This window comes from Acinetobacter sp. YH12086, assembly GCF_013419345.1.
In the GTDB taxonomy this organism is placed as follows: domain Bacteria; phylum Pseudomonadota; class Gammaproteobacteria; order Pseudomonadales; family Moraxellaceae; genus Acinetobacter; species Acinetobacter amyesii.
The window spans coordinates 398,104-419,893 of sequence record NZ_VPAF01000001.1 but is presented as its reverse complement, the minus strand read 5'-3'; the positions used below and the strand labels follow the sequence as shown (position 1 = coordinate 419,893).

17 protein-coding genes are annotated in these 21,790 nt (G+C 38.1%); 6 read left to right on the top strand and 11 right to left on the bottom strand.

Going from position 1 to position 21,790, the window contains the following annotated elements:
* Nucleotides 1–98: 98 nt before the first annotated feature.
* The 11 genes from FTU29_RS02105 to FTU29_RS02055 all read right to left on the bottom strand — a co-directional run bounded on the left by FTU29_RS02105 (nt 99) and on the right by FTU29_RS02055 (nt 13,676).
* On the bottom strand, nt 99–845 hold the full coding sequence (locus tag FTU29_RS02105; RefSeq protein WP_249679969.1) for an OmpA family protein: 747 nt from the start codon (nt 843–845) through the stop codon (nt 99–101).
* 20 nt (nt 846–865) lie between these two features.
* Entirely contained in the window at nt 866–1,825 is a 960-nt protein-coding gene (tagF, locus tag FTU29_RS02100) for a type VI secretion system-associated protein TagF (RefSeq protein WP_078190765.1), read from the bottom strand.
* A 57-nt stretch (nt 1,826–1,882) separates the two neighbouring features.
* Nucleotides 1,883–5,713, bottom strand: coding sequence for a type VI secretion system membrane subunit TssM (tssM, locus tag FTU29_RS02095; protein ID WP_180120048.1), 3,831 nt, complete (start codon nt 5,711–5,713; stop codon nt 1,883–1,885).
* 28 nt (nt 5,714–5,741) lie between these two features.
* The gene (locus tag FTU29_RS02090) at nt 5,742–7,187 is read right to left on the bottom strand and encodes a hypothetical protein (protein WP_180120046.1); all 1,446 of its coding nucleotides are present in this window, start codon (nt 7,185–7,187) and stop codon (nt 5,742–5,744) included.
* A 2-nt stretch (nt 7,188–7,189) separates the two neighbouring features.
* Nucleotides 7,190–8,182: a type VI secretion system baseplate subunit TssG gene (tssG, locus tag FTU29_RS02085; RefSeq protein ID WP_180095180.1), complete on the bottom strand. Its 993-nt coding sequence runs from the start codon at nt 8,180–8,182 to the stop codon at nt 7,190–7,192.
* Complete coding sequence (gene tssF, locus FTU29_RS02080) at nt 8,146–9,954, bottom strand: type VI secretion system baseplate subunit TssF (protein WP_180120044.1); 1,809 nt, start codon at nt 9,952–9,954, stop codon at nt 8,146–8,148. Before tssF ends, tssG begins: the two co-directional genes overlap by 37 nt.
* A gap of 15 nt (nt 9,955–9,969) precedes the next feature.
* Nucleotides 9,970–10,446, bottom strand: a complete 477-nt coding sequence (gene tssE, locus FTU29_RS02075; protein WP_078190770.1) for a type VI secretion system baseplate subunit TssE — start codon at nt 10,444–10,446, stop codon at nt 9,970–9,972.
* Nucleotides 10,447–10,516: 70 nt separating this feature from the next.
* Entirely contained in the window at nt 10,517–11,020 is a 504-nt protein-coding gene (locus FTU29_RS02070; protein ID WP_078190771.1) for a type VI secretion system tube protein Hcp, read from the bottom strand.
* A gap of 48 nt (nt 11,021–11,068) precedes the next feature.
* Entirely contained in the window at nt 11,069–12,553 is a 1,485-nt protein-coding gene (gene tssC / locus FTU29_RS02065; protein WP_180064163.1) for a type VI secretion system contractile sheath large subunit, read from the bottom strand.
* Nucleotides 12,546–13,049, bottom strand: coding sequence for a type VI secretion system contractile sheath small subunit (gene tssB, locus FTU29_RS02060; RefSeq protein WP_078193364.1), 504 nt, complete (start codon nt 13,047–13,049; stop codon nt 12,546–12,548). Before tssB ends, tssC begins: the two co-directional genes overlap by 8 nt.
* 15 nt (nt 13,050–13,064) lie before the next feature.
* Nucleotides 13,065–13,676 carry a hypothetical protein gene (locus FTU29_RS02055; protein ID WP_180023731.1) on the bottom strand — a complete coding sequence of 204 codons (612 nt, stop codon included), beginning with the start codon at nt 13,674–13,676 and terminating at the stop codon, nt 13,065–13,067.
* Nucleotides 13,677–14,141: 465 nt separating this feature from the next.
* On the opposite strand from FTU29_RS02055, the gene tssH reads away from it, so the two are divergent.
* Genes tssH through FTU29_RS02025 form a run of 6 tightly spaced genes read left to right on the top strand, consistent with a single transcriptional unit; the run spans nt 14,142 to nt 21,784 of the window.
* Nucleotides 14,142–16,814: a type VI secretion system ATPase TssH gene (gene tssH / locus FTU29_RS02050; protein WP_180120037.1), complete on the top strand. Its 2,673-nt coding sequence runs from the start codon at nt 14,142–14,144 to the stop codon at nt 16,812–16,814.
* 19 nt (nt 16,815–16,833) lie between these two features.
* Nucleotides 16,834–17,964 (top strand): type VI secretion system protein TssA, encoded by a 1,131-nt coding sequence (gene tssA, locus FTU29_RS02045; RefSeq protein ID WP_078193367.1) that lies wholly within the window; start codon nt 16,834–16,836, stop codon nt 17,962–17,964.
* Nucleotides 17,965–17,969: 5 nt separating this feature from the next.
* Nucleotides 17,970–19,334 (top strand): type VI secretion system baseplate subunit TssK, encoded by a 1,365-nt coding sequence (gene tssK, locus FTU29_RS02040; protein ID WP_078193368.1) that lies wholly within the window; start codon nt 17,970–17,972, stop codon nt 19,332–19,334.
* Nucleotides 19,335–19,343: 9 nt separating this feature from the next.
* Nucleotides 19,344–20,147, top strand: a complete 804-nt coding sequence (gene icmH, locus FTU29_RS02035) for a type IVB secretion system protein IcmH/DotU (RefSeq protein WP_180079158.1) — start codon at nt 19,344–19,346, stop codon at nt 20,145–20,147.
* Between the two features lie 12 nt (nt 20,148–20,159).
* The gene (locus FTU29_RS02030) at nt 20,160–20,831 is read left to right on the top strand and encodes a hypothetical protein (RefSeq protein WP_180120030.1); all 672 of its coding nucleotides are present in this window, start codon (nt 20,160–20,162) and stop codon (nt 20,829–20,831) included.
* Nucleotides 20,828–21,784 carry a M15 family metallopeptidase gene (locus tag FTU29_RS02025; RefSeq protein ID WP_078193371.1) on the top strand — a complete coding sequence of 319 codons (957 nt, stop codon included), beginning with the start codon at nt 20,828–20,830 and terminating at the stop codon, nt 21,782–21,784. The genes FTU29_RS02030 and FTU29_RS02025 overlap by 4 nt, the downstream gene beginning before the upstream one ends.
* The last annotated feature ends 6 nt before the right edge of the window (nt 21,785–21,790 follow it).

The window sequence follows — 21,790 nt, the reverse complement described above, 5'->3', positions numbered from 1 at the left end:
TTATCAAATAATTGACTGAGTCAATTAGCATAAAAAAACCCAGTCTAGATACACTGGGTTCATTCATAGTATTAGCCGTTGTAGTTAAGTTAACATAGTTACAGTACTTCAAACTCAATACGACGGTTTTTCTTACGACCTTCAGGCGTAGCATTGTCTGCTACAGGCTTATTTGATCCCATCCCTTCAGTACTTAAATTCGCCGCCGCAATATTTTTTGAAATCAGGTAGTTTTTAACCGCATTAGCACGATCTTGGCTTAAACTTAAGTTTTTCTCAGGATTGCCCGAACTGTCTGTGTGACCAATAATTCGTACTTTTTTCCCACCGACGCGGTTCAGTGCGACAACCATTTCATCTAAGATCTGTACCCCAGATGGCGCTAAAATAGCACTGCCCGATTCAAATTCAATAATACGATTACGTAAAGCCGCATCAATAATGGCTTGTTCAGCCTGATTGACAGAAAGCTGTGCATTGAAACGAAAAGGTGCTGTGACCAAAGACTGAAACTTGGTGGTCGTGGGTTGGATATCATTTTGATTTGACATCTTGCCACTTAAATCGACTTGCGTTCCGCGTACAGAGAGTTTCCCCTGTTTTACTTTTTTTAGGTCATCATTAATCATTTGGCTTACGCTATTACCCCAACCATTAGGTGCTGTAACCGCTCGAACCTGAATTTTATCAACCACATTTGCCTGACCATAGGTCAAATAGGCTTTATTTAATATTTCTTGCTTGGTTGCTTCATTCGGTACAGCACCTTCAATCACAATAGGCTCTGCCCAAAGCAAAGTCGAACAACCTAAAATGCATACACTCGCAATAAATTTGGGCAACATTGATAAGATTCTTTGCATCATTATTCTTCTATAAAAGTCTGTCTAAAAAGTTTAATGCCATGAATAAGGCTGATCTGACGCTCACTCAAAGACTGTTCCAAAACGGCTAAACCTGCATTTTGTTCAAGATAAGGATCAATCCAACTGGCATCGATCAGGGAAACCCAATGATCACTTTGCATATTTTGGGTAAAAACATCACTGAGTGCAGTAATATCAGCACCTTGAAAACCAAACAGTAAAACAGGTGAATCACTGTGTAGGATGCCAATGAGTAACTCAGCATCTTGGTTTTCGACAAAACGACTAATTAAATTGACCCAAAAAGCCGCAATTTCATAGCAGTAACTAATATTATTGATTGGTAAGATCAGCACTTTATTCAACCGAGACGTACCCTGATGAATAATCGGTTGTAGCAGCAAACCGAGACCAATCATGCTTTGCGCCAACTGATAAGGCGTAAAATTCAATAAACGTGCAAATGAATGCAACGTATGATGCTCATAAAAAGAAGAGGTTTCTTCTGTCCCGAACACTTGAATTTCGTTATTCAGTTTGCCTAATTTATCGAGCAAAATATCGGGATCGCGAATAGAACGCATCACTCGGTTACGCTGATATAAGTCAATTAAGGTTTGTTTATAACGATAAGGTGCATACAAAATATTATCGAAAGGATCATCGATTTCTAGCAGATGAGCGAGCACCATTGGAAATTGACGCTTTGAACTGTCTTCACTACTAATCAAATTGGCAACCAAAAAACGCTTATCTTTTGGACTGGCAATAAAGAAATCTAATGAAGGCAGTGAGTTATACGCTGCATTAAAATTGTCTGAACGCATAGCGAACTCAAGCGCCTCCGTGATCCACTGATCGATTAACTGAATCAGTGAATATTGTTCACGGCTCTTTAAGAAGTCACCACGAGCTGGACATTTCCCATAATACAGCGGTGTCGTTCTCACTTCATACATCGTCACACTCCTTGTTCTTTTGCACGAATGCCACCGCTCTCATTTTTAAATTCATCATCATGGCGTTGCTGTTCCTTGTACAACACTCATCGGTGAAGTCGCTGGAGCTACAGGCGCTTGTCCTGCAGGCATCGTTTGCGCTGCGACGACACGAACACCTTTATTCGTCACCACTTGATCAACAAGAGTCATACCTGAATAGCCTGAACCTGTAGTTGGGCCAGATGCGTTACCACTAATTAAACGGAAATTCACTTTAACAAACACTTTTGGATTTTGTTTGCTACGCCACACCATTTCAAATGAATTACCATTTTGTGTACGCTGAGCGCCTTCAACCAATCGGTTAATACCATATTCACCCGGCTCATCAAAAATCGTATGCGTTTGACCTTCCAAGTCAATTGCAGTAATACGTGCACCCGGAATTGCCCCTTTATTTGGCCAAACGAAGTTCACCCATTGCTGAACACCGTTTTCATACACCATACGCTGACCATCAATATCAATGGTATATGAAAGCAACTGTGTATTTTCTAATGGGAAGAACTGGAAGTTCGATTGATTGGTTGCCGCAGGTGCTGCTTGACTCAACTCCCCTGTAGCAACGCCATTACTTGGCGCAACATAGCGTTGGAAATTCGCTACGAATTGTGGATTTAAACCAATGCCCAAATCTTTCCATGTTTTCGTGGTTAAGGTATAGCCACGACGAATCACCAATGGATCTAAATATTCTTTTACAAAGCGAGCGATACTTCCGTTTTCACCAAAAATTTGGCTAATTTCATTACTGGTCGCTTGTAAAGTAGCATTGCTATTAAATGGATATTTAGGCGCAAGATTGGTTGTAAATGGTTGATACGCCTGCATTGCCCACAACTTATTAATTTCGTTTTGCGCTGGGATCAAAAGAACTTCAAATGACTGTGTCACCGGCTGCATAAAGAGTTTTTGAATCAACTGTTGATCTAATTCATTCAGACCGACAGACATTTTTTCATCCACAAATTTTTGCGTGCTATTGAAGACAGAGCTTTGATCATTGATGGTTTGTTTCACCAATGTCATGCTTGCAGGTCCCATATCACCGCCACTCTTCAAGTCATTGAACTTGCTGCGCACTTGACTCAAAGACAGCATGTATTCATCTAAAATAGATTTGTTTTGCTGATCATCACGCTTACGAACCAATTGATAGAACACATCAAATTCTTTTGCAATAACACCTTGACCGGCTTTAGAAGCCACTTGCTGTGCCTGCTGCGCATCATCACGGCTGAGAACTTTACGTTTAAACCACGCAATAAAACCTTTCTGAGGCGCAGCCAGTTCTGCTTGAACAATTGGATTATCCCAACTGGTTTCTTTCGCAATACGGTCCACCACTTTACGAATTGGCGAATTCTCAGGTTCACCTAAAATATCGATAAAACGTGACTGCTGAGCAACATCTGCACCTTTTCCATAATGCACAGCATTTAAAAACTTACGCCATTCAGCGACATATTCCTGCTTATAAAGTTCGGTTAACTGTTTACTGATCTGATCTGGACTACCACTAAACGTCAGGTCATCAGAGCGATTGGTATTGAGTACCCAATCTTGAGTATCCGTCGGATTATTCGCGGCTTGGTTAATCGCATCTTTTACATAATCATTCCAAGCTTGGTAAGTAAAGATACCCGGCAAGGCGTAACTACCCAACATGCTGTTTTGGCCTGTTTCACCTAATATTTGCTTCACTGTCACCGCAGGGAAACGTACCGAACCACGCATTTTAATTTCGTTATAAACGCGGTCACGTGCAGGAATACCCATAGTAACAGCCGTCAATAATTGACGTGTTTGATCAACCAATAAAGGATCAGATTCCATTTGCGGGAACGCAGGATCAGCAGCTAAAGTCATCGCATAAGATAAAACTTGTTCAGCTTTTTGAATCATTTCCCCACGTGGCATTTGACCGCGATTTGAATCTAACCATGAACGCCAGAAACGAGTAACTTGGTCACTCAAATGGCTCGATTCCATATATTTATGATTGCTCATCATCAAATACGCCTTCAGTGCATTGTAGGCATCCTGAGGATTAGTATCCGATGGTTCTAAATAGGGCTGATTTGATTTCACAGCTTGAGTGATTTGCACATTGACGTGATTTTCTTTCAACGTCGCTTCATTGGCTTTAACGCGTTGTAAGTACTGTGCCATATTTTGCTGAGATGGTGCCAATACAATTTGTTGAATACCACGTAAATACTCAACTTTAAGTTTTTCACGGATTTTATTCCCTTGGTATAAACCAAAGCTGTATTTCAAAGGACGATCTTCATCAAAGTGATCGAGCTGCTGTAAATGCCCTTGTAATATCAGCAATGCATCCAATTGAGTCGAAAGCTCACTTCCGCTACGGCTTTCCATTTGCACAACTTTGTCTAAGTCAGCTTGAACTTCCGCCACGAGTTGTTGGTTATTACGATACGACCAAACCCATAACCCAAGCACCACAGCAACCAATAACAATGCAGCAATAAATGCCATAAAGCGCTGACGTTTACGTGCAGGATTGATATGTTGTTTAACTAGATTTTTATCTTTTAAAATGACGGTTGAAAAGAGTCCTTTTAAGAAATAACCATGGTCTTGCGAAACAGAATTCGTAGGAATGCCAAACTCACTATCCGTACTTTTCACCAAATGAAAATCTTCAGCGATTTGCTCCGTCATTGGACTTTCAATCACACCTTCTTGCAACGCACTGGTGAAATAGAACCCACGGAATACCGGTTTAAACTGATAAGGGTTGTCTTGAAACAACGTACCAATAAAAGTTTTTAACACTGGCTTTAAACTTTTAAACTCAAGTGGAAATGTCATTACACTTGGAGAAATATTTTGCGAATGACGACGACTCAAGTGCGTAGTACTGACACTCTTCAAACCATCGTATAAAATTGAATAATGCTTTTCGAACATCTCAACGGCATGCTCAGATGAGTCTGGATCATAAGGCAGTGTTGCACCCCAAACTTGATCAAATTCATCCTTATCATAACAATCAAAAAATTCAGTAAAGCCGGCAATCAAATCCATTTTTGAAAAAACGATATACACTGGCGCAAAAATTTCTAAACGTTCCGTCAAATCCTGTATACGTGCGCGTAAGTTTTTGGCTAATTTGATTGATTTTTCAGGACTTTGACTAACAAGCTCCGCCACAGAAACAATCACGATTAAACCGTTAATTGGTGCTTTAGAACGGTTTTTCTTGAGAATATTTAAGAAACCTAACCATTCTGAATGGTCTTCGGCATAAACTGAATATCGACCTGCGGTATCGAGTAACACACCATCTGTAGAGAAAAACCAATCACAGTTACGAGTACCACTTAGACCTGCCGACACCATTTTCTGATGGGTTTCTTCAAATGGAAATCTAAGGCCAGAATTATAAATCGCTGAACTTTTACCCGCTGCTGGGTTACCAATCACCATGTACCAAGGTAATTCATATAGCGCTGCATTTCCCTTTTTGTCGCCAAGTTTTGATTTACGGATAAGTTGAATCGATTCTTTCATTTGCTGATTGATCAGCGCAAGTTCTTCTTTATTCTTTTGTTTGCCGTATTCAGCTTCATTATCTTTGGCAATCGCCTCAGCCAGCTCTTCGCCTTGCTGTTTATGACGATAATGCTGCACTAATTCATAAATACCCCACAGAATTAATCCGAGAATATAAACAGCAACCACAATGTAAAAAGTCTTTTGTGGAATCGAATTATGCATAGCCACAATGGCCACAAAAAATGACAAAGCCACCATCGCTTTAGGATTGGTGACGTACTGCCAAACATAACCGAGGATCGTATAAAATAGTGTGTTCACAATGTTCTCAATTTCGTCTTAATTCTAATTAAACAGTTTCTTGTTCAAGTTCATCTTCTACTGAAAATGCTTGAATAAAAGCAAATGTCGATTCTTGGTCTGTGCTATAAATCATGGCAGTTAACTCTTCTGGCAAGTGCATACCCAACATGAATCCAAAAATTTTTGCCAATTGCTGGGTATTTCCAAGATTCTGTTTTGTATATAAAAAATGATAGGTTTCAATCGCGGTTTCATTAAATTTATACTGTAATTTTTTCACCACTTTCATATCCGTTACATCATCTAACATCAATAAAAAGGGTTGTTCTTGATCATACTGATCTAAATTATTCAGTGCTTTAAGCTCTAAATTACGTTTCAACTCAGGCTCATGTGCCACCACTTGTAGCACTTTATTTGGAGTTAAACCTCGAACTTGAACGTCTGAAGCAGCCAAACACCAACTCGATGCAAACTCTGCAGCAATGTATTTTTCTTGTAACCACATCTTTTCATCAATCCATTCTTGGTCGATTTCAGAGTCAGCATTGAGAATCAAACTGACTTCAAACTTTTGTTTTGAAATCATCTCTAAAATGCTTAACCATTCTGAATAAGCGACTTGAGTGCCGATAAAATGTGGCTCGATATGAATTTGTTCGGGAATGATCGAAAATCCGTCAGATAGATACTGCTGAATAATTTGAGCATAATCATCATTCCATTGATGAATCAAATTATCAGCAAGCAAAATATGGACATTTAAACGATTTAAACGTGAAACTTGCTGTGCATTGTTCGCCAAATGTTCTGGATGTTCATCTTGCGTATAATCTGGATCCACCCAACCCGGATGCATACGATACTGATATGCCAATTCACTATCATAAAAGAGTGCTGATTGCTTCAGATGCTCAGCAATTAAAAATAGACTTTCAGCGTGTTGTTCTAGTTGTTGCTGAATAAGTGACTGGATTCGTTTTTCACGCATGGTGATGGCACTATATTCATCATCTGCTTCTTCATTAGTGAGTTCATCTAAATCTTTGATTCGAAATGAAAGAACAGGCAAACCGTATGCATTAAATAACTTATCATCGAGTTCAGGACTTTTGAATTGTTGAATATCTTGGATAATTTGTTCGTTTTCACCAAAACTATGCCAAGCCGCTGAAGAATAAACATTTAAACGAAATTGCTGTACATCAATAGGCTTCGGTTTTGCTTGTTCATTGGCCTCAAGTTGTTGTTGCTCAGCTTGTTCTTCTGCACGTTTTTCAGCTTCAAGTTTTTTTTCTTTTTGATGTTGAATGCCCTTGTAAAGCAAATAAGGCGACAAAATAATTGCACATAAAGCTAAAGGAAGAAGTAAAAAGTATGTGACTAAATCGAAAGCCGTCGGGTCATAGCCTGTATCTCGCCAGTAAAAAATCACGAAAGCAGTACACAAAACAAAAAGCGTACTAAAGGTTCCAATTATTAATTTCAGCATTATTATGCATTCCCCATTAAGGCATAACAGGTTTCTGTATTATCGACCTGTTTATTCGGCTGTAAAAATGCTCCCTGAGCTAAACCAATTCCGCTCAAAGAATTTAAACATACCGGTTTTATTTCTTCTTTTTGTAAAATTAAGCGCACATCCACCATTAATGTTGGACTGCACCAAGTTTGAATCATTTGTTTTAATTTTAGGCTGCGTGCCTGATTCGGTAAAAATGTTAAATAATCTTCATGATTTAAAGGTCCAATCACGATTTCAATTTTTTCGTCAATCTGTTGAATCTTCTCACCACAAAAAGTATTCAGCCCCAATAAGCTCGGCTGAGATCCACCTAAACATGTTCTCTGATCTTCTTCAAATACAAAAGTTTCAGGGATAAATTCTCGAATATCAAATTTCTGCTTAAAGATACAATTCAGCATGGTTTTTAATGCATAAGCTGTATTGTTTTGCCCCTGCATTAAACCTGAGAATTCAGCAAAATAATCATCTAAATCTGGCTGATCATGCTGGCTACTGATATAACCATTTAATGCATGTAAAATATCAAGATAGTGATTATCCTGCTCGATTTCATAACGAATAGGTAAATGATAATTTAAACTGGCATCAACATAATGTGCTGTTAATTTATGATTAAACAGCCCTAAAAACTTTTGTGTTTCGTGTCGCTGATGTCGCCCGCTGAGCTTAATCTTATTGGTATAGCTATAAGGTAATGCACCTTGAATACCCGTTAAACCCACCATTAAATTTGTCAGTTCAACTTTCTCATCGTTGAACTCTAAACTTTCAATTTCAGTGTTCGGGAAGTTCAAATTAAGTGAACTATTAAACTCAAAGTCATTGGCCCAATGGACTTGAGCTGCTCCATAAGGTGCATGTCTTAACAAACGAGTAGCTTGAACAAACTCGTAGGCTTTCGGTTCTTGGAAAAGTCCGTCAATTACAGAGCTTTCTTGCCACCAACGTTCTGCACGCATTGGTATAACTCCTGTTGACTATTTGCATCAAAAACCGAGACATCGACAAAGCTGTTCATATTGACTTTTAAATTAAAGATATGGGCTAGCAATTGACTAAATATATACAGGCTATGCCCTCTAAATATATCCGCATCGATATCGAGCTGTACTTTTAAACCTCTGACAAATAATGGAAACGGTTTACTATCTACAAGTTTCTGTGTGGTAGAAAACTGAATATTTTTTATGGAGTCGATAATAATTTGGTTTTCTTTCGATTTAGGTAAATTATACAATTCCAAAAGTTCTTTAATATGAGAGACCGTATCGCCTTTCATTAAAGACATATTATTCAAAGATAAATGTGAAATGACCCGCCACTGTTCTTGTTTATTTTGCTCAAAATAATACGGTAACGACGGTCGTTTGAGCATCAGGGCACGACGGGCCAAATTACTATCATTCAGAGTTAATGCATTCTGATCTTTATTATAACTTTCGTAAGGTAACTCACGATTACTACATAGTAGTTCAGTACTAATAAAATCGGACTGAGTGCTATGTGGGTCTAAAGCACGAGATATGATTGAATAGTTTAATTCCTGATGTTTATTCTTCATCTGCTGCGGATTTAAACTATAAAAAAACTGGACTTTATCCTGATGATAATGACTCATTGCAAAAAAAGGCAGTACCGGATAATACACTTCATCTTGGTTGCTTTTTTCACGCACCATATTCATTTTTAAAATGCTATAGGCTTGAAAATATTCAGGATGGTGTGCATCTGTCACCAATGGATATTCCATTCGCTTATGATTAATCTTTTGCGGCTCTGCTTGTTTATTGAAAAGATTAACAATTGGTGTAGCAAACAATTTAAAATTTGCCGCATTTAATTCTGAATAATTTCGAATCGCCGCTTGATCATTTAAATTGAGTTTAAAGTGCATTTGAACTTCAAATTCACTATGTTCTAAACTTAAAAACTTAATGAAATCTAAATTTAGATTTAAAAAATTGAATTTTTCAGGAACACAAAAATATTCCATCAATAAACGATATGCATGATGTGTATGTTGATCGATAGGTAGAACACTTTGAACTTCATCAAAGCCCATAATTTCAAATGGATTGGCAATATCAAAAATGTGCTGCCCCACACGAATCGAAAAACTTGTAGTGGATTTAAAAATACTATCTAAAACCTGCAAAGGAAAATTAGAAATAGCGTCTAAAAATATCGGCAAAGTTTCATTTTTGAGTAAAGCGTGCTTATTCGAAAAAATTTCAAATCCTAAGCTCAATGTAGCATTTTGATTTAAATGCATATGTGCCGATGGATGAGTTTTAAAATGGAACTGTTTTAATTGAATCGGTAATAATGTGACTTCTTGTACCGTCTGATATTCACATTGAACACCGCGCGTACTTTTGGCTTTTAGACTGGTCGCCTTTGGAATAACGTGTCGATCTGTTAATTGCTTAATTTTATTAATATCTTCGAAGCTTACTACAGAACATGCAGGAAATGGTTTTAAATATTGAGGAAACATCACCTCAAAAATTGAACGGGTAAAAACGTCATAACTATCTGCAAGTTTTTTATCAATCCGTGCAGAAATTAGAGAAAATGCTTGAATTAAACGCTCAATATGCGGGTCATCTATTTGTTCTTGGTTTAAAGACAAACGCTGGGCGATTTTGGGGTATTTACTGGCAAACTCACGGGACTGTTGTCCAAATTCCTGTAGTTGTTTTTCGTAATACGGTAACAGCTCTTCAATCACAGATAACCCACTTCATTAAGCTCTTGGAGAAATAACATATTGTTGTGTTGTTGGTTTTAATAAGGCATCAAAAATAACCGGTTCATATAAAGGATGAATATTTAAATATGCTTGAATACTTAAACATAGTGCCCCCATATTATGACCATCCATGAGCATTTCGACTCGAATCTGCTTTAAACGCGGTTCATGTGCAGCAATCGATTGTTCAATAGACTGGCAAATTTTGTCGCGATCCGATGGATTTGCTGTCGATAAGCCCACAAAATCGATAATGCCAAATTGCAAAATAGACTTTTTTGCTAATGGAAAGTCATCAATCAGTTCATCTAACTTTGCCACCCGACTATTGAGGAGATCCTCTAAATCGGAAGCAACAGATTCACGAAGTTCTTGCAAAGACAGACCTTGAGTCTGTTGAGCATCAGCTGGTAATAAGCGGTCAAATAATGTCGTTCTAAAACCATAAGGATAAAGCTGATCGAGATTCATATCTTCTTATAAATATTTAAAAAAATGAAAATAGAGGCTACCCAAGTTAGCCTCTATCTGAATCCATCTATTACGCTGCGTATGAAGCAGTGTTGTTAGATAATGACCACTTCTTAGTAACAGCACCTTTCGCAGTACCGTTAATATCTTGTTGGTTATATGTCCACTCTACTGCAGCATATTTCAAACCAAATGATTCGTGTGGAACACCTTCATCATTTACAGTTGGAGTCACGCTAGAAACCAACACATGTTTCAGTTTGATTTGAAGATATTTAATACGTTTGTCGCCATTCGCACGGTAGAAATCAATTTGAACTTCATCAAATGTATAACCTGCTGAACATGCTTCCCAAAGTTTAGGGCTTGTCGCGTCTAAATCTTTAACAAAAACCATGTCAGAATGCTCTACACGTTCTGCAGTGTGACCACCCACACTTGAAGAAGTCGCAGATTTAGGTTGACGGATGTTATGCGTCCAAGAGTTAACTTCTAACCAACTCTTGTGCTCTGCATCACGAGATTCGCCGTCTACTTTGTACTTACCACGAAATTGAATGTATATATCTTTCATTGTTCTGAATACCTATTTATTTAAAGTTATTATAGTGTTGACCCAAAATTAATTTGAGGACTGAGGTAACTCGGTCACAAGTCGTAATGAAACAGACAACTCATCCAACTGGAAATGTGGTCTTAAGAAAACCACAGATTTGTAGTGACCAGGCAAAGCTGGATTTTCTACAACTTTTACAGAAGCTTCACGCAATGGATACTGAGCTTTAGCTTCTTGAGATGCACCATCATCAAGTAATACATATTGCGACAACCATTCATTTAAGAAGGTCTCAACATTACCCGCTGATGCAAAACTACCCACTTTGTCACGCATCATTGCTTTTAAATAATGTGCAATACGTGAAACTGCCATGATGTATTGGATCTGGCTAGACAATGCAGAGTTGGCATTTGCTGTATCGCTATCATATTTTTTAGGTTTTTGCGTCGATTGCGCACCGAAAAATGCTGCATAATCCGTATTTTTGCAGTGTACCAACGGAATAAAACCAAGGTCACTCAGTTCTTTTTCACGACGGTCAGTAATGGCAATTTCAGTTGGGCATTTAAAGACCACTTCGCCATCATTGGTTTTGAACGTATGGACAGGCAAGCCTTCAACTAAACCACCACCTTCTACACCACGAATCGCAGCACACCAACCATGCATATCAAATGCATTGGTTAAACGCGTACCAAAGGCATAAGCCGCGTTCATCCATAAATATTCATTATGATTTTCACCTGAAACTTCTTCAACGAAGTTAAATCCTTCAGTGGCAATGCCTTCTTTTGGATCATATGGCAAACGACCCAATACACGTGGCATTGTCAACGCAACATAACGTGCATCGTCACTTTCACGGAATGAACGCCATTGTACATATTCAGCAGTTTCAAAGATTTTAGACACATCGCGTGGACGATCAATATCTGTAAAAGATTCTAGACCCAACATATTTGGGCTTGCAGCCGAAATAAACGGTGCGTGTGCAGCCGCCGCGACATGTGAAATTTGCTCAAGCAAATACATATCAGAAGGTGTACGGTCAAACTCAAAATCACCAATCAGTGTTGCATAAGGTGCACCACCGAATGATCCATATTCTTCTTCATAGATTTTTTTGAACAACGTGCTTTGGTCAAAATCGGTCGCACCTTGGAAATCTTTAATCAATTCTTTTTTCGTCGTATTTAACATACGAATTTTTGTTAAAGAATTTGAAGGTGTTTCTTGGCAGAAATAATACAAACCACGCCATGTCGATTCAATTTTTTGAAATTCAGCATGGTGCATGATTTTACTTAACTGAGATGAAATCAACGCATCAATTTCAGCAATACGCTTATCAATTGATAAAGTCATATTGTCTGAAACGGTGATGGTACCTGCCATCACTTCTTTAGCAAGTTCACCAATCAAACTTTTTGCACGATCATGTTCTTGATCTGTACGCGCGATACGACTTTGTTCGACAATTGAATCTAAAAGTGAATATTCTTCGGTTGCTTCAAGGTTTGCAGCAGTTGCAGTATTATAATTACTCATTTTCTGCCTCCACGCTCAACTTACGAATTTGATCAGTGTTATGTAACACTTCATCCAATAAATCTTCTAAGCGTTCATTATTTGAAATTTTATTACGCAAGTCAGACAGACGCTCACGCGCAGCAACTAACTTTTGTAGTGGATCAACCTGTTGTACAACTTGCTCAGGAGTAAAATCGGCCATGCTCTTAAATGTAAGATCTACCGACATTTTTCCACCGTCTTCAGTCAAGGTATTTTCAACTTGAAAATTAGCACGTGGCGCTAAAGACTCCATGACTTCATCAATATTATCTAAATCAACATTAATGAATTTCTTGTCTTTTAATTTGGTTTTCTCTACTTCAGATGCCGCTGAGAAATCACCTAACACCCCTACAACGAATGGTAATTCTTTAATTTCTTTACCGTCGCCAACTTCAACATCGTAAGTCAATTGAACACGAGGAGGACGAATTCGTTGAAGTTTTTTCTGTACACTTTCACGTTTTGCCATGAGTGCTTTTCCTTGTTATTTATTTTTTAATGTATCGAAAGGTGAACCACTGGCAGCAGGTTTTTTCGCTGTAGTCTGCGTTTTTGCTGTCGTGGTAGTTTTCTTTTTGCTTGCTGCTGTAGTCGTTTGTTTAGACTTGGTAGACGCTGTATTGGTTCGTTTTTTAGCTGGTGTTGTCTGTTTAGATTTCACATTGCTCGAAGATTCTGTACTTTTTTCACGAACATCTGCTGCAGCAGACGTAGATTTATCAATCGTCGGCTGAATATAACGAATATTATCCGACAACACTTTGGCAGGAGAATAGGTCTGTTCATCTAGAGTACGATTTTCATTACTCCGCATATGATTCAGCGCATTATAAGAAATAGCGATACCTGCTAAAAAAGTGACATCAGTAAGTTCAGGCGACTGATAGTTCTTTTCTCGCAGCAGATTGACCGCTTGCAATGCTTTTAAATTGTAACCATTAGCTTGATATTTTTTGGCAATATCTACAAAAATTTCATTTTTTAAGTTCTCATTTTTCTTATTTTTTTTGTCACATAACTGATTATAAAAACCAATAATCTCTGGATCTGTATCACCTACTGCCAGTGGATAATCCTTTAAACAGGATTTTTTCACAGATGCCGCTTTATCTTTTGCAAAAACGGTTTGTGTTAAACTAGCTGCTAAAATTATAGGTAATAAAACACTAAATTTATTCAAAATTGCCTCTGTATTTCTACGTGCTAAAACTTAATTTATGTGGATATGTGGAGAAATCACCACTTATTTTCCCGTGGGTTTTCTCTTCATTTATCAAAATTAAAAATATGCTGCAGATTTAACAAAAAATAAGCACATAGAGTCAATACAAAAATGTGCCAAATACTCCAAAGTTTGTCGACGATTTGTTTTTTTTTGTTTCATTTTATAAAAAAATCTTTTTCCTTTTTTTATTTAGTCTGTATTATATCGCCTAAAGCAAGACACTAAAAATATATAAGGTGTTGATTTTAAAGTTTTTATTTTTATAGCAAGAAAAAAGAGATCACAGTCAAACTTGTAAAATTTCGTACTGTGGATTCTAAATTTGATGAGTTATTTATGAATAATTTAAAAGTTTTAATTACTAAACTTTCACCTCACGCCCGCATTTCACTCGAAAAGTCAGCCAATACATGTATTTCACAGCAAAATTATGAAATCGAAATTGAACATTTTTTACTCGAATTATTAACCTATAACAATAAAAATGACCTTCAAATACTCTTAGAAAAATACAAAGTTTCTGCAGACGGTTTGACAGATGACCTCAAAGAAAGTATTGCTCAACTACCAAAAGGAAATACGCGCACCCCTATTTTTGCCCAATCCATTGTGCGCTTACTTGAACAAGCTTGGTTATTAGCATCCGCTGAACAAAATCCACAAATTCGTAGTGGTCATTTACTTGTTGCGCTCCTTACCGCGCCAGATTTATACCAAATTGCAGCAAGAGCTTCTTCTCTTTTCGATTTATTACCTATTGATACGATTAAACATAAATTTTTAGATCTTTGCCTAAAAAGCATTGAAAATGAAGATTTAGCAACAGCATCACTTGATGAAAAATCAGCAGCACAAACGAATGCAACTACGCCAGTTAAAACACCAGCTCTAGACCAATACACCATTAATCTTACGGAAAAAGCTAAAAATGGTGGCATTGATCCTGTGATTGGTCGTGAGTTTGAAATCCGCCTAATGCTCGATATTTTGATGCGTCGTCGTCAAAACAATCCGATTTTAACGGGTGAGCCTGGTGTTGGTAAAACGGCCGTTGTTGAAGGTCTTGCATTAAAAATTGCAACCAACCAAGTTCCAGATGCTTTAAAAAATGTCAGCATTCATACTTTAGATATGGGCTTACTACAAGCGGGTGCCAGTGTTAAAGGTGAATTCGAAAATCGCTTAAAACAAGTCATTCATGAAGTTCAAGCCTCTGCACATCCAATCATTTTATTTATTGATGAAGCACACACGTTGATTGGTGCGGGTGGTCAAGCAGGTCAAAATGATGCAGCAAACCTGTTAAAACCGGCGCTTGCACGTGGTGAGTTAAGAACCATTGCCGCAACCACATGGGCTGAATATAAGCAGTTTTTTGAAAAAGATGCCGCATTAAGCCGACGCTTCCAAGTAATTCAGGTTGAAGAACCGACTGAAGAAGTCGCAATCGATATGCTGCGTGCCATGATTCCCGTGATGGCAAAACATTTCAATTTACAAATTGACGATGAAGCTATCGTTACTGCAGTCCATGCTTCGCACCGTTATATCACTGGCCGTCAATTGCCTGATAAAGCGATTAGTGTCTTAGATACAGCTTCTGCGCGTGTTGCGTTAACGCAAAATGCACAACCAGTAAAATTGGATCAACTTCAAGCTCAATTACATAATTTGAAGCTTGAATTGGCGATTCTTGAAAATGAACATAAGAATATTCCGATTCACCACGAACGCATTGAAAGTGTAAAAACACAAATATCCGCGCTTGAACAAGAGATTCAGTCAACAGAAACGCAGTGGAAAAAAGAACTCGAAATCATTCAACAGATTAAAACGCTTGAACAAGAGTCCGAGCAAAAACCAGAAAATATTGAAACTTTAAGCAATATTCGTAACCAACTGGCAACTTTACAAGGTCAAACGCCGCTGGTTTTTGAACGTGTAAATGCTCAAATTATTAATGAAATCATTTCAGACTGGACCGGCATCCCTGTTGGTAAAATGGTGAATGATGAAATTCAGCAAATTTTGAAGCTTGAAGCACAGTTAGAACAACGTGTGATGGGTCAAGATTATGCACTGCATCAACTGGTACAAGGCATTAAAACCTCTAAGGCAAAATTGGAAGATCCAAATAAACCTCAAGGCGTTTTCATGCTGGTTGGCCCAAGTGGTGTGGGTAAAACTGAAACTGCACTCGCGTTAGCAAACGAGTTATATGGTGGTGAGTCACATTTAATCACCATTAACATGTCTGAGTATCAAGAAGCACATACCGTGTCGTCTTTAAAAGGTGCCCCTCCGGGCTATGTCGGTTATGGCCAAGGCGGCGTACTGACAGAAGCAGTTCGCCGAAATCCATATAGTGTGGTTTTGCTCGATGAGATTGAAAAAGCACACAGCGATGTTCAAGAGCTATTCTACCAAGTATTAGATAAAGGTACTTTGGAAGATGGCGAAGGTCGTGTCATTGACTTTAAAAATACTACGATCTTATTGACTTCAAATGCAGGCTCAAGTGCCATTATGCAGGCCTGTTTGAATCAGCCAGTAGAAGAATGGCCGTCAGCAGAAGAACTTTTAGATGTATTAAAACCAGCTTTATATAAACAATTTAAGCCGGCATTTTTAGGTCGTATGCGTATCGTACCGTATTTCCCATTGCACGATGATCTGCTCGTACGCATTATTCAGCATAAATTAGGTAAAATCACCGTGCGTATTGAAAAACAATATGGTACGCAAACACGTTATACCGACGATTTAGTCGAATTATTATTAAGTCGCTGTACTGAGGTCGATAGTGGTGCGCGTAATGTCGATAACATTTTAAATGCGACGGTCTTACCTGCTTTAGCCACTGAATTGTTGATGGCGATGAGTGAACAAAAGATACCATCAGTCATTGAAATCGATGTCAAAGACGATGAAATTATTTATGTTTTAGATCCTAAAAGTAAACCTGCGAAAAAACGCAGCAGCAAAAAGACTAAAACCTTAGAAGCATAAGTTAGGAACGATGTAGAATATGAGTTTAGAGCTCGACGCTTTATTGCAACCGATTACGGATGATTTACCTTGTGGTAGTGATTTTTCATTTTCAAATGATTTTCATGCAATTAAAAAAGCTAAAACACAAGATGACCCGCTCTTGGATCAAGGCGACTGGATCGCAGAACCAAAACAGGCAGATTGGGGCTTTGTGCACCAAAAATCGTCAGATCTACTTCGCGAACATACAAAAGATATTCGCTTATATGGTTGGTTGCTTGAAGCGTGGACTCACATTCATGGTTTCGAAGGGATTGCCAAAGGGATTGAACTTACACAAAAAAGTTTGCAAGACTTTTGGCTACAACTTCATCCTGAAATTGAAGATGATGACCTTGATCAACGTCTAGGTTTATTACAAGGGATAATTAATCAAATCCCAACATTAATTAAATCAGTTTCAATCGTTCATGGCGCGGCAGCTTATTCCCTATCCGACTATGATCGACTACTTCATGTTCAAAACCAAAGACGTAAATCCAACCATGAAGATGATGATCAAGAAGAGTCTTTTAATGGTATGGAACAGTTTGAACATGCCTTGTTCAATACGTCAAAATCAATTCAATACCAGTATTACCAACAGTTTTTAGATATTTTAAACCATTGGGAAAACTTAAAAACGACTCTTGATGATTTGATGGGTTTAGATGCGCCAAGCTTTGCTGGCATTGACTCTCAAATCGAAATGATTCACTTGAGCTTAAAAAAAATCTATAAAGCAGATGCTTTTATCAATTCATCGAGTGCTGAACAGGTTCAATCAAATTCTCCAATTGAAAGCCAGACACTTTCCACTGTAACTTCCGTGCAGAATGATATGCAAATAATACAACAACAGCATACACAGCAGTTTAAACCTCAAGTGCAAAATCATCTTGAAAATCGTGAACAAGCCATGAAAGTCTTGCAAGATATTGCTGACTATTTTCAAGTGAATGAGCCGCATAGCCCTGTCAGTTATATGCTGCAAAAAACCATTAAATGGTCACAAATGCCTCTACATGAATGGTTAACTCATGTGATTAAGGATGAAAACCCTCTTGAAGCTGTACAAGAAATGTTAGGTGTTCAGCAACAAAGCAATGAATCGAATAGCGACTGGTAAAAACAATGTTTAAAGCAGAAAAAATTTTATGGGGCGAAGGATTATTTTTACGCCCACAACACTTTCAATTACAAGATGCTTATCATGAACAGCGTTTAAACCATACGGTTCGCGCAACAATACCGTTCGCTTATGGTATTCAAAGTTTAATTTTTGATGAATCACAACTCAGTACCAATACTTTGGCTTTAAATAAAGTTGAAATGATTTGGCAAGATGGCGAGATTTATCAGGCGCCTGCACAAGACTTATTACCTGAGCCTGTACTACTTGATTCATTAAATTTACGTGGTGAAATGCAAATTTATTTAGCATTACCGATCGTTCAACCGAATAAACGAAACGTCAATTTTGAAGAAAATACCCAATCAAGTCGTTATCATTCACATTTGACTGAAACTCATGATTTGTTTACAGATGCGACGGCTGCTGAAATCACTTTATTACGCCGCCGTGCAGAGTTTAAAATCTTTGAATTAGGCCAAGAACCACAGCACAATCTTGATGGTTTTCTTTACATGCCTATAGGCCGAATCAAGCGCCAAAGTTCAGGTAATTTTGTCTTAGATTATCAATTTATCCCACCAATATTACATATTAGTTCGTGTGATTCGCTGATTACTGGGCTCAAACGAACGCTCAATATCATCAAAGCTAAAATTAAAACCATTCAATCGAATAATCGTGAAAACGAACAAAAGTTAATTGAATTCCGTTCAGGTGATATTGTGTCATTTTGGTTGGTTAATGCGCTAAATACTGCACATGCGACCTTAAATCATTTATTGCAATATCCACTGATTCATCCTGAACGTTTGTATTTTGAATTATTACGTCTGACAGGTTCTTTACTCACCTTCTCTACAGCTTATGAAGTAGATCAACTCCCACAGTATCAACATCATAATTTGCAAGAAAGTTTTGCTCAATTAGATGTGATTTTACGTGAGTTGCTCGATACGATTATTTCAAATCGATATATCAGTATTAACTTGAAAGAAACGCGTCAATCCTACTGGGTGGGCAGCCTTGAAAGTGACAAAATTACTCGCGATTCTCGCCTGTATTTAGCTGTTTCAAGTAGTGTGATGCCTACACATGACATTATTTCTTATGTACCGCTGCGCTTTAAAGTCGGTAATACCGTTGATGTTGAACAGCGTGTCATGGCGGCATTACCGGCTGTGCCATTGCAACATATGATGCAAGTGCCAACAGCAATTCCGGTACGTTCAGGTGTGAGTTATTTTGAAGTTGAGCCAAATAATGATTTGTATCAGCGTATGCTTGATTCTGAATCGATCTGTGTTTACATACCAGCTGGCTTCCAAGATATCTCGATTGAACTTATTGCAGTGATGAATGGTTAAGGAGCAATCATGAATATTTCAAATAATGCCCCTTCACTTTTTGACGATGGTCAAATTGGATTAGGCTCTTCAAAACCAAGTTCTGAACCTAAAATCAACAGTTCAACCAATTTAGTTGATCTACTGCATGATGGTTTTTACATCGTATTTTTACTCAAAAATCAATATGTTCCATCCAGCCCTGAAAGTTTCAGGACAAAAATTATGGATCTATTAAACCGATTTGAAAGCCAAGCCCGTAAGCTTCAATTCAGCAATGAAGATATCACGGACGCAAAATATGCCTATTGCGCTTTATTAGATGAAACCATTGTCACCCAACAAGATGCACGTTTTTTTGATTTACAAAACAATTGGATGATGAATCCACTGCAATTAAGTCTTTTTGGTTCACAGCTAGCAGGTTATCGTTTTTTTGAAAATTTAGAGCAAATTCGTTCTAAGAATAAAGATCGCTTAGCAGCACTTGAAGTTTATCATTACTGCATGCTCCTTGGTTTTCATGGTAAATACCGACTTGAATCGATTGAAATGCTCAATTCACTCGTTGCACGTGTCGGCGATGAAATTGATTATATGAAAGGTAAAAAGGCGTTTTCGCCTTTCGCGGCACTGCCGGATCAAATTAAAAATATTATTCACCGTGAATTACCATTTTTTTGGATCATTATCTTTTGGGCATTGTTTGCTGTATTAGCATTTGGTGGACTGAAATATATGTTATCCAGCCAAAATAATCAGGCGTTATCACAATATCAAAATGTCATAACTGCACCATCGGAACAGGCTTATATCACCATTCATTTACCATAAGACTTAGACACCATGGCAAACGAAAAATCGAATAACGTTAGAATTTTACAGTCGACTCAAAAGAATAATTTACCGCCTTTAGCTCATGCTGCGATTGGCTTTCTTGTTGGTGCTGCGGTCATTATTGTTGTTGGCCTGGGATATTTTTATCTAAGTTCTGACGATCAGCCTGCAAATACAGAAATGACTACTTCTGCCCCAACTGAAGATAAAGCTGAAACTGAGGCAACCACTGCACCCCGTCAAAGTGAAAATGAGCAATCTTCAGCTGAAAAAGCACTGCAAAGCGTTCATGCTATGGACGAAAAAGATCAGGATAATGGTTTATATTCGAATGATTTAGCTACTGCTTTCAATCATGGCAATACGGCTAAAGTGACTCAGCCTGTTCAAGCTGTAGCGAATAACCGTTCGCCTTTTGAAATTACCCAACCGCAGCGCCCTGTTGTAGCTGCTACAACAACCGTTAAGCAACATATTCCAACTACATTAGTAAAACCAAAAGCTGTGCCAACAACAGCTAAGGTGACCAAACCTACAGAGCTTTCTACGAAAGCAGCAAAAGAAGAAGAGCACTTTGAAGAACCGATGGGTGGAACGCAAATTTCTGAAACTAAACGTCCGAAAGTGGTTGCTGCAACAAACACTGCTAATGCGACTGTGAGCGCTACAGTTTCCCCATGATCATCTTTTTGGTTAGTTGTTTCTTTGTCTTAGCACTGGTGACAGTGCTTTGTTTTTCTTATGAACTCAGAGTTAAAGTTCAGGATTTTTTCTTTCAAATCATTCCACAAAGTAAAAAAAGAATTCAGCACGCCAAAAATTTTGCTTATGAACTGAACTATGCAGCAGCACCACAACAAATTCAATCACACTGGCATTTACAACAATGGTGGATTTTATTTGCAGGCTTCTTACTGTTTGCCAGTATTTTATTATTTGCTTTTACTCGCCCGATTACTGCAAGTAAAGTGGAAGCTGATTATTTGCGTAAAGTCGACCCACAAATTTACGCCATGCTTGATGGACAGGTTTTAGATGCGCCTCCTGAGGTTGAAGAATATCTTGTTCAAGAAGCGATCGCTGAAGAAGCAGCAATGATTGAGCAGCCATCTGTTATGGCTTCTAGCTTTAACCCAGAAGTTCAAGATATCCATACGCACTCATACTCAACAGATGTACCTTCAGCAGACCGTAAATGGCATAAAATGAACCCTCGTTATAAGCAGCGCTTATTAATGGTGTTTAAAATCATGCGTGAACAACATGGCTATGAAATGGTTTTACTCGAAGGTTATCGTAGTCCAGAACGTCAAAATAATTTAGCCACCAATAAAAATACCACTCGTGCCCGTGGCTTCCAAAGTTATCATCAGTTTGGTTTAGCAGCTGATGTTGCATTTAAACGCAATGGCAAAGTGGTCATTACTGAACGAGACCCTTGGGCTATGCGTGGTTATCAACTTTATGGTCAAGCCGCTGAGTCTGTTGGTTTAACATGGGGCGGACGCTGGAAATCTATTCAAGATTATGGTCATACAGAATATCGTATGCCAGGCCTGAAAAAAACTGCAGAGATGGCCGCACTACTGACCTCAGAAGGTCAGCTTCAAGCCAATAACATTTCGATTGAGTAATATTTC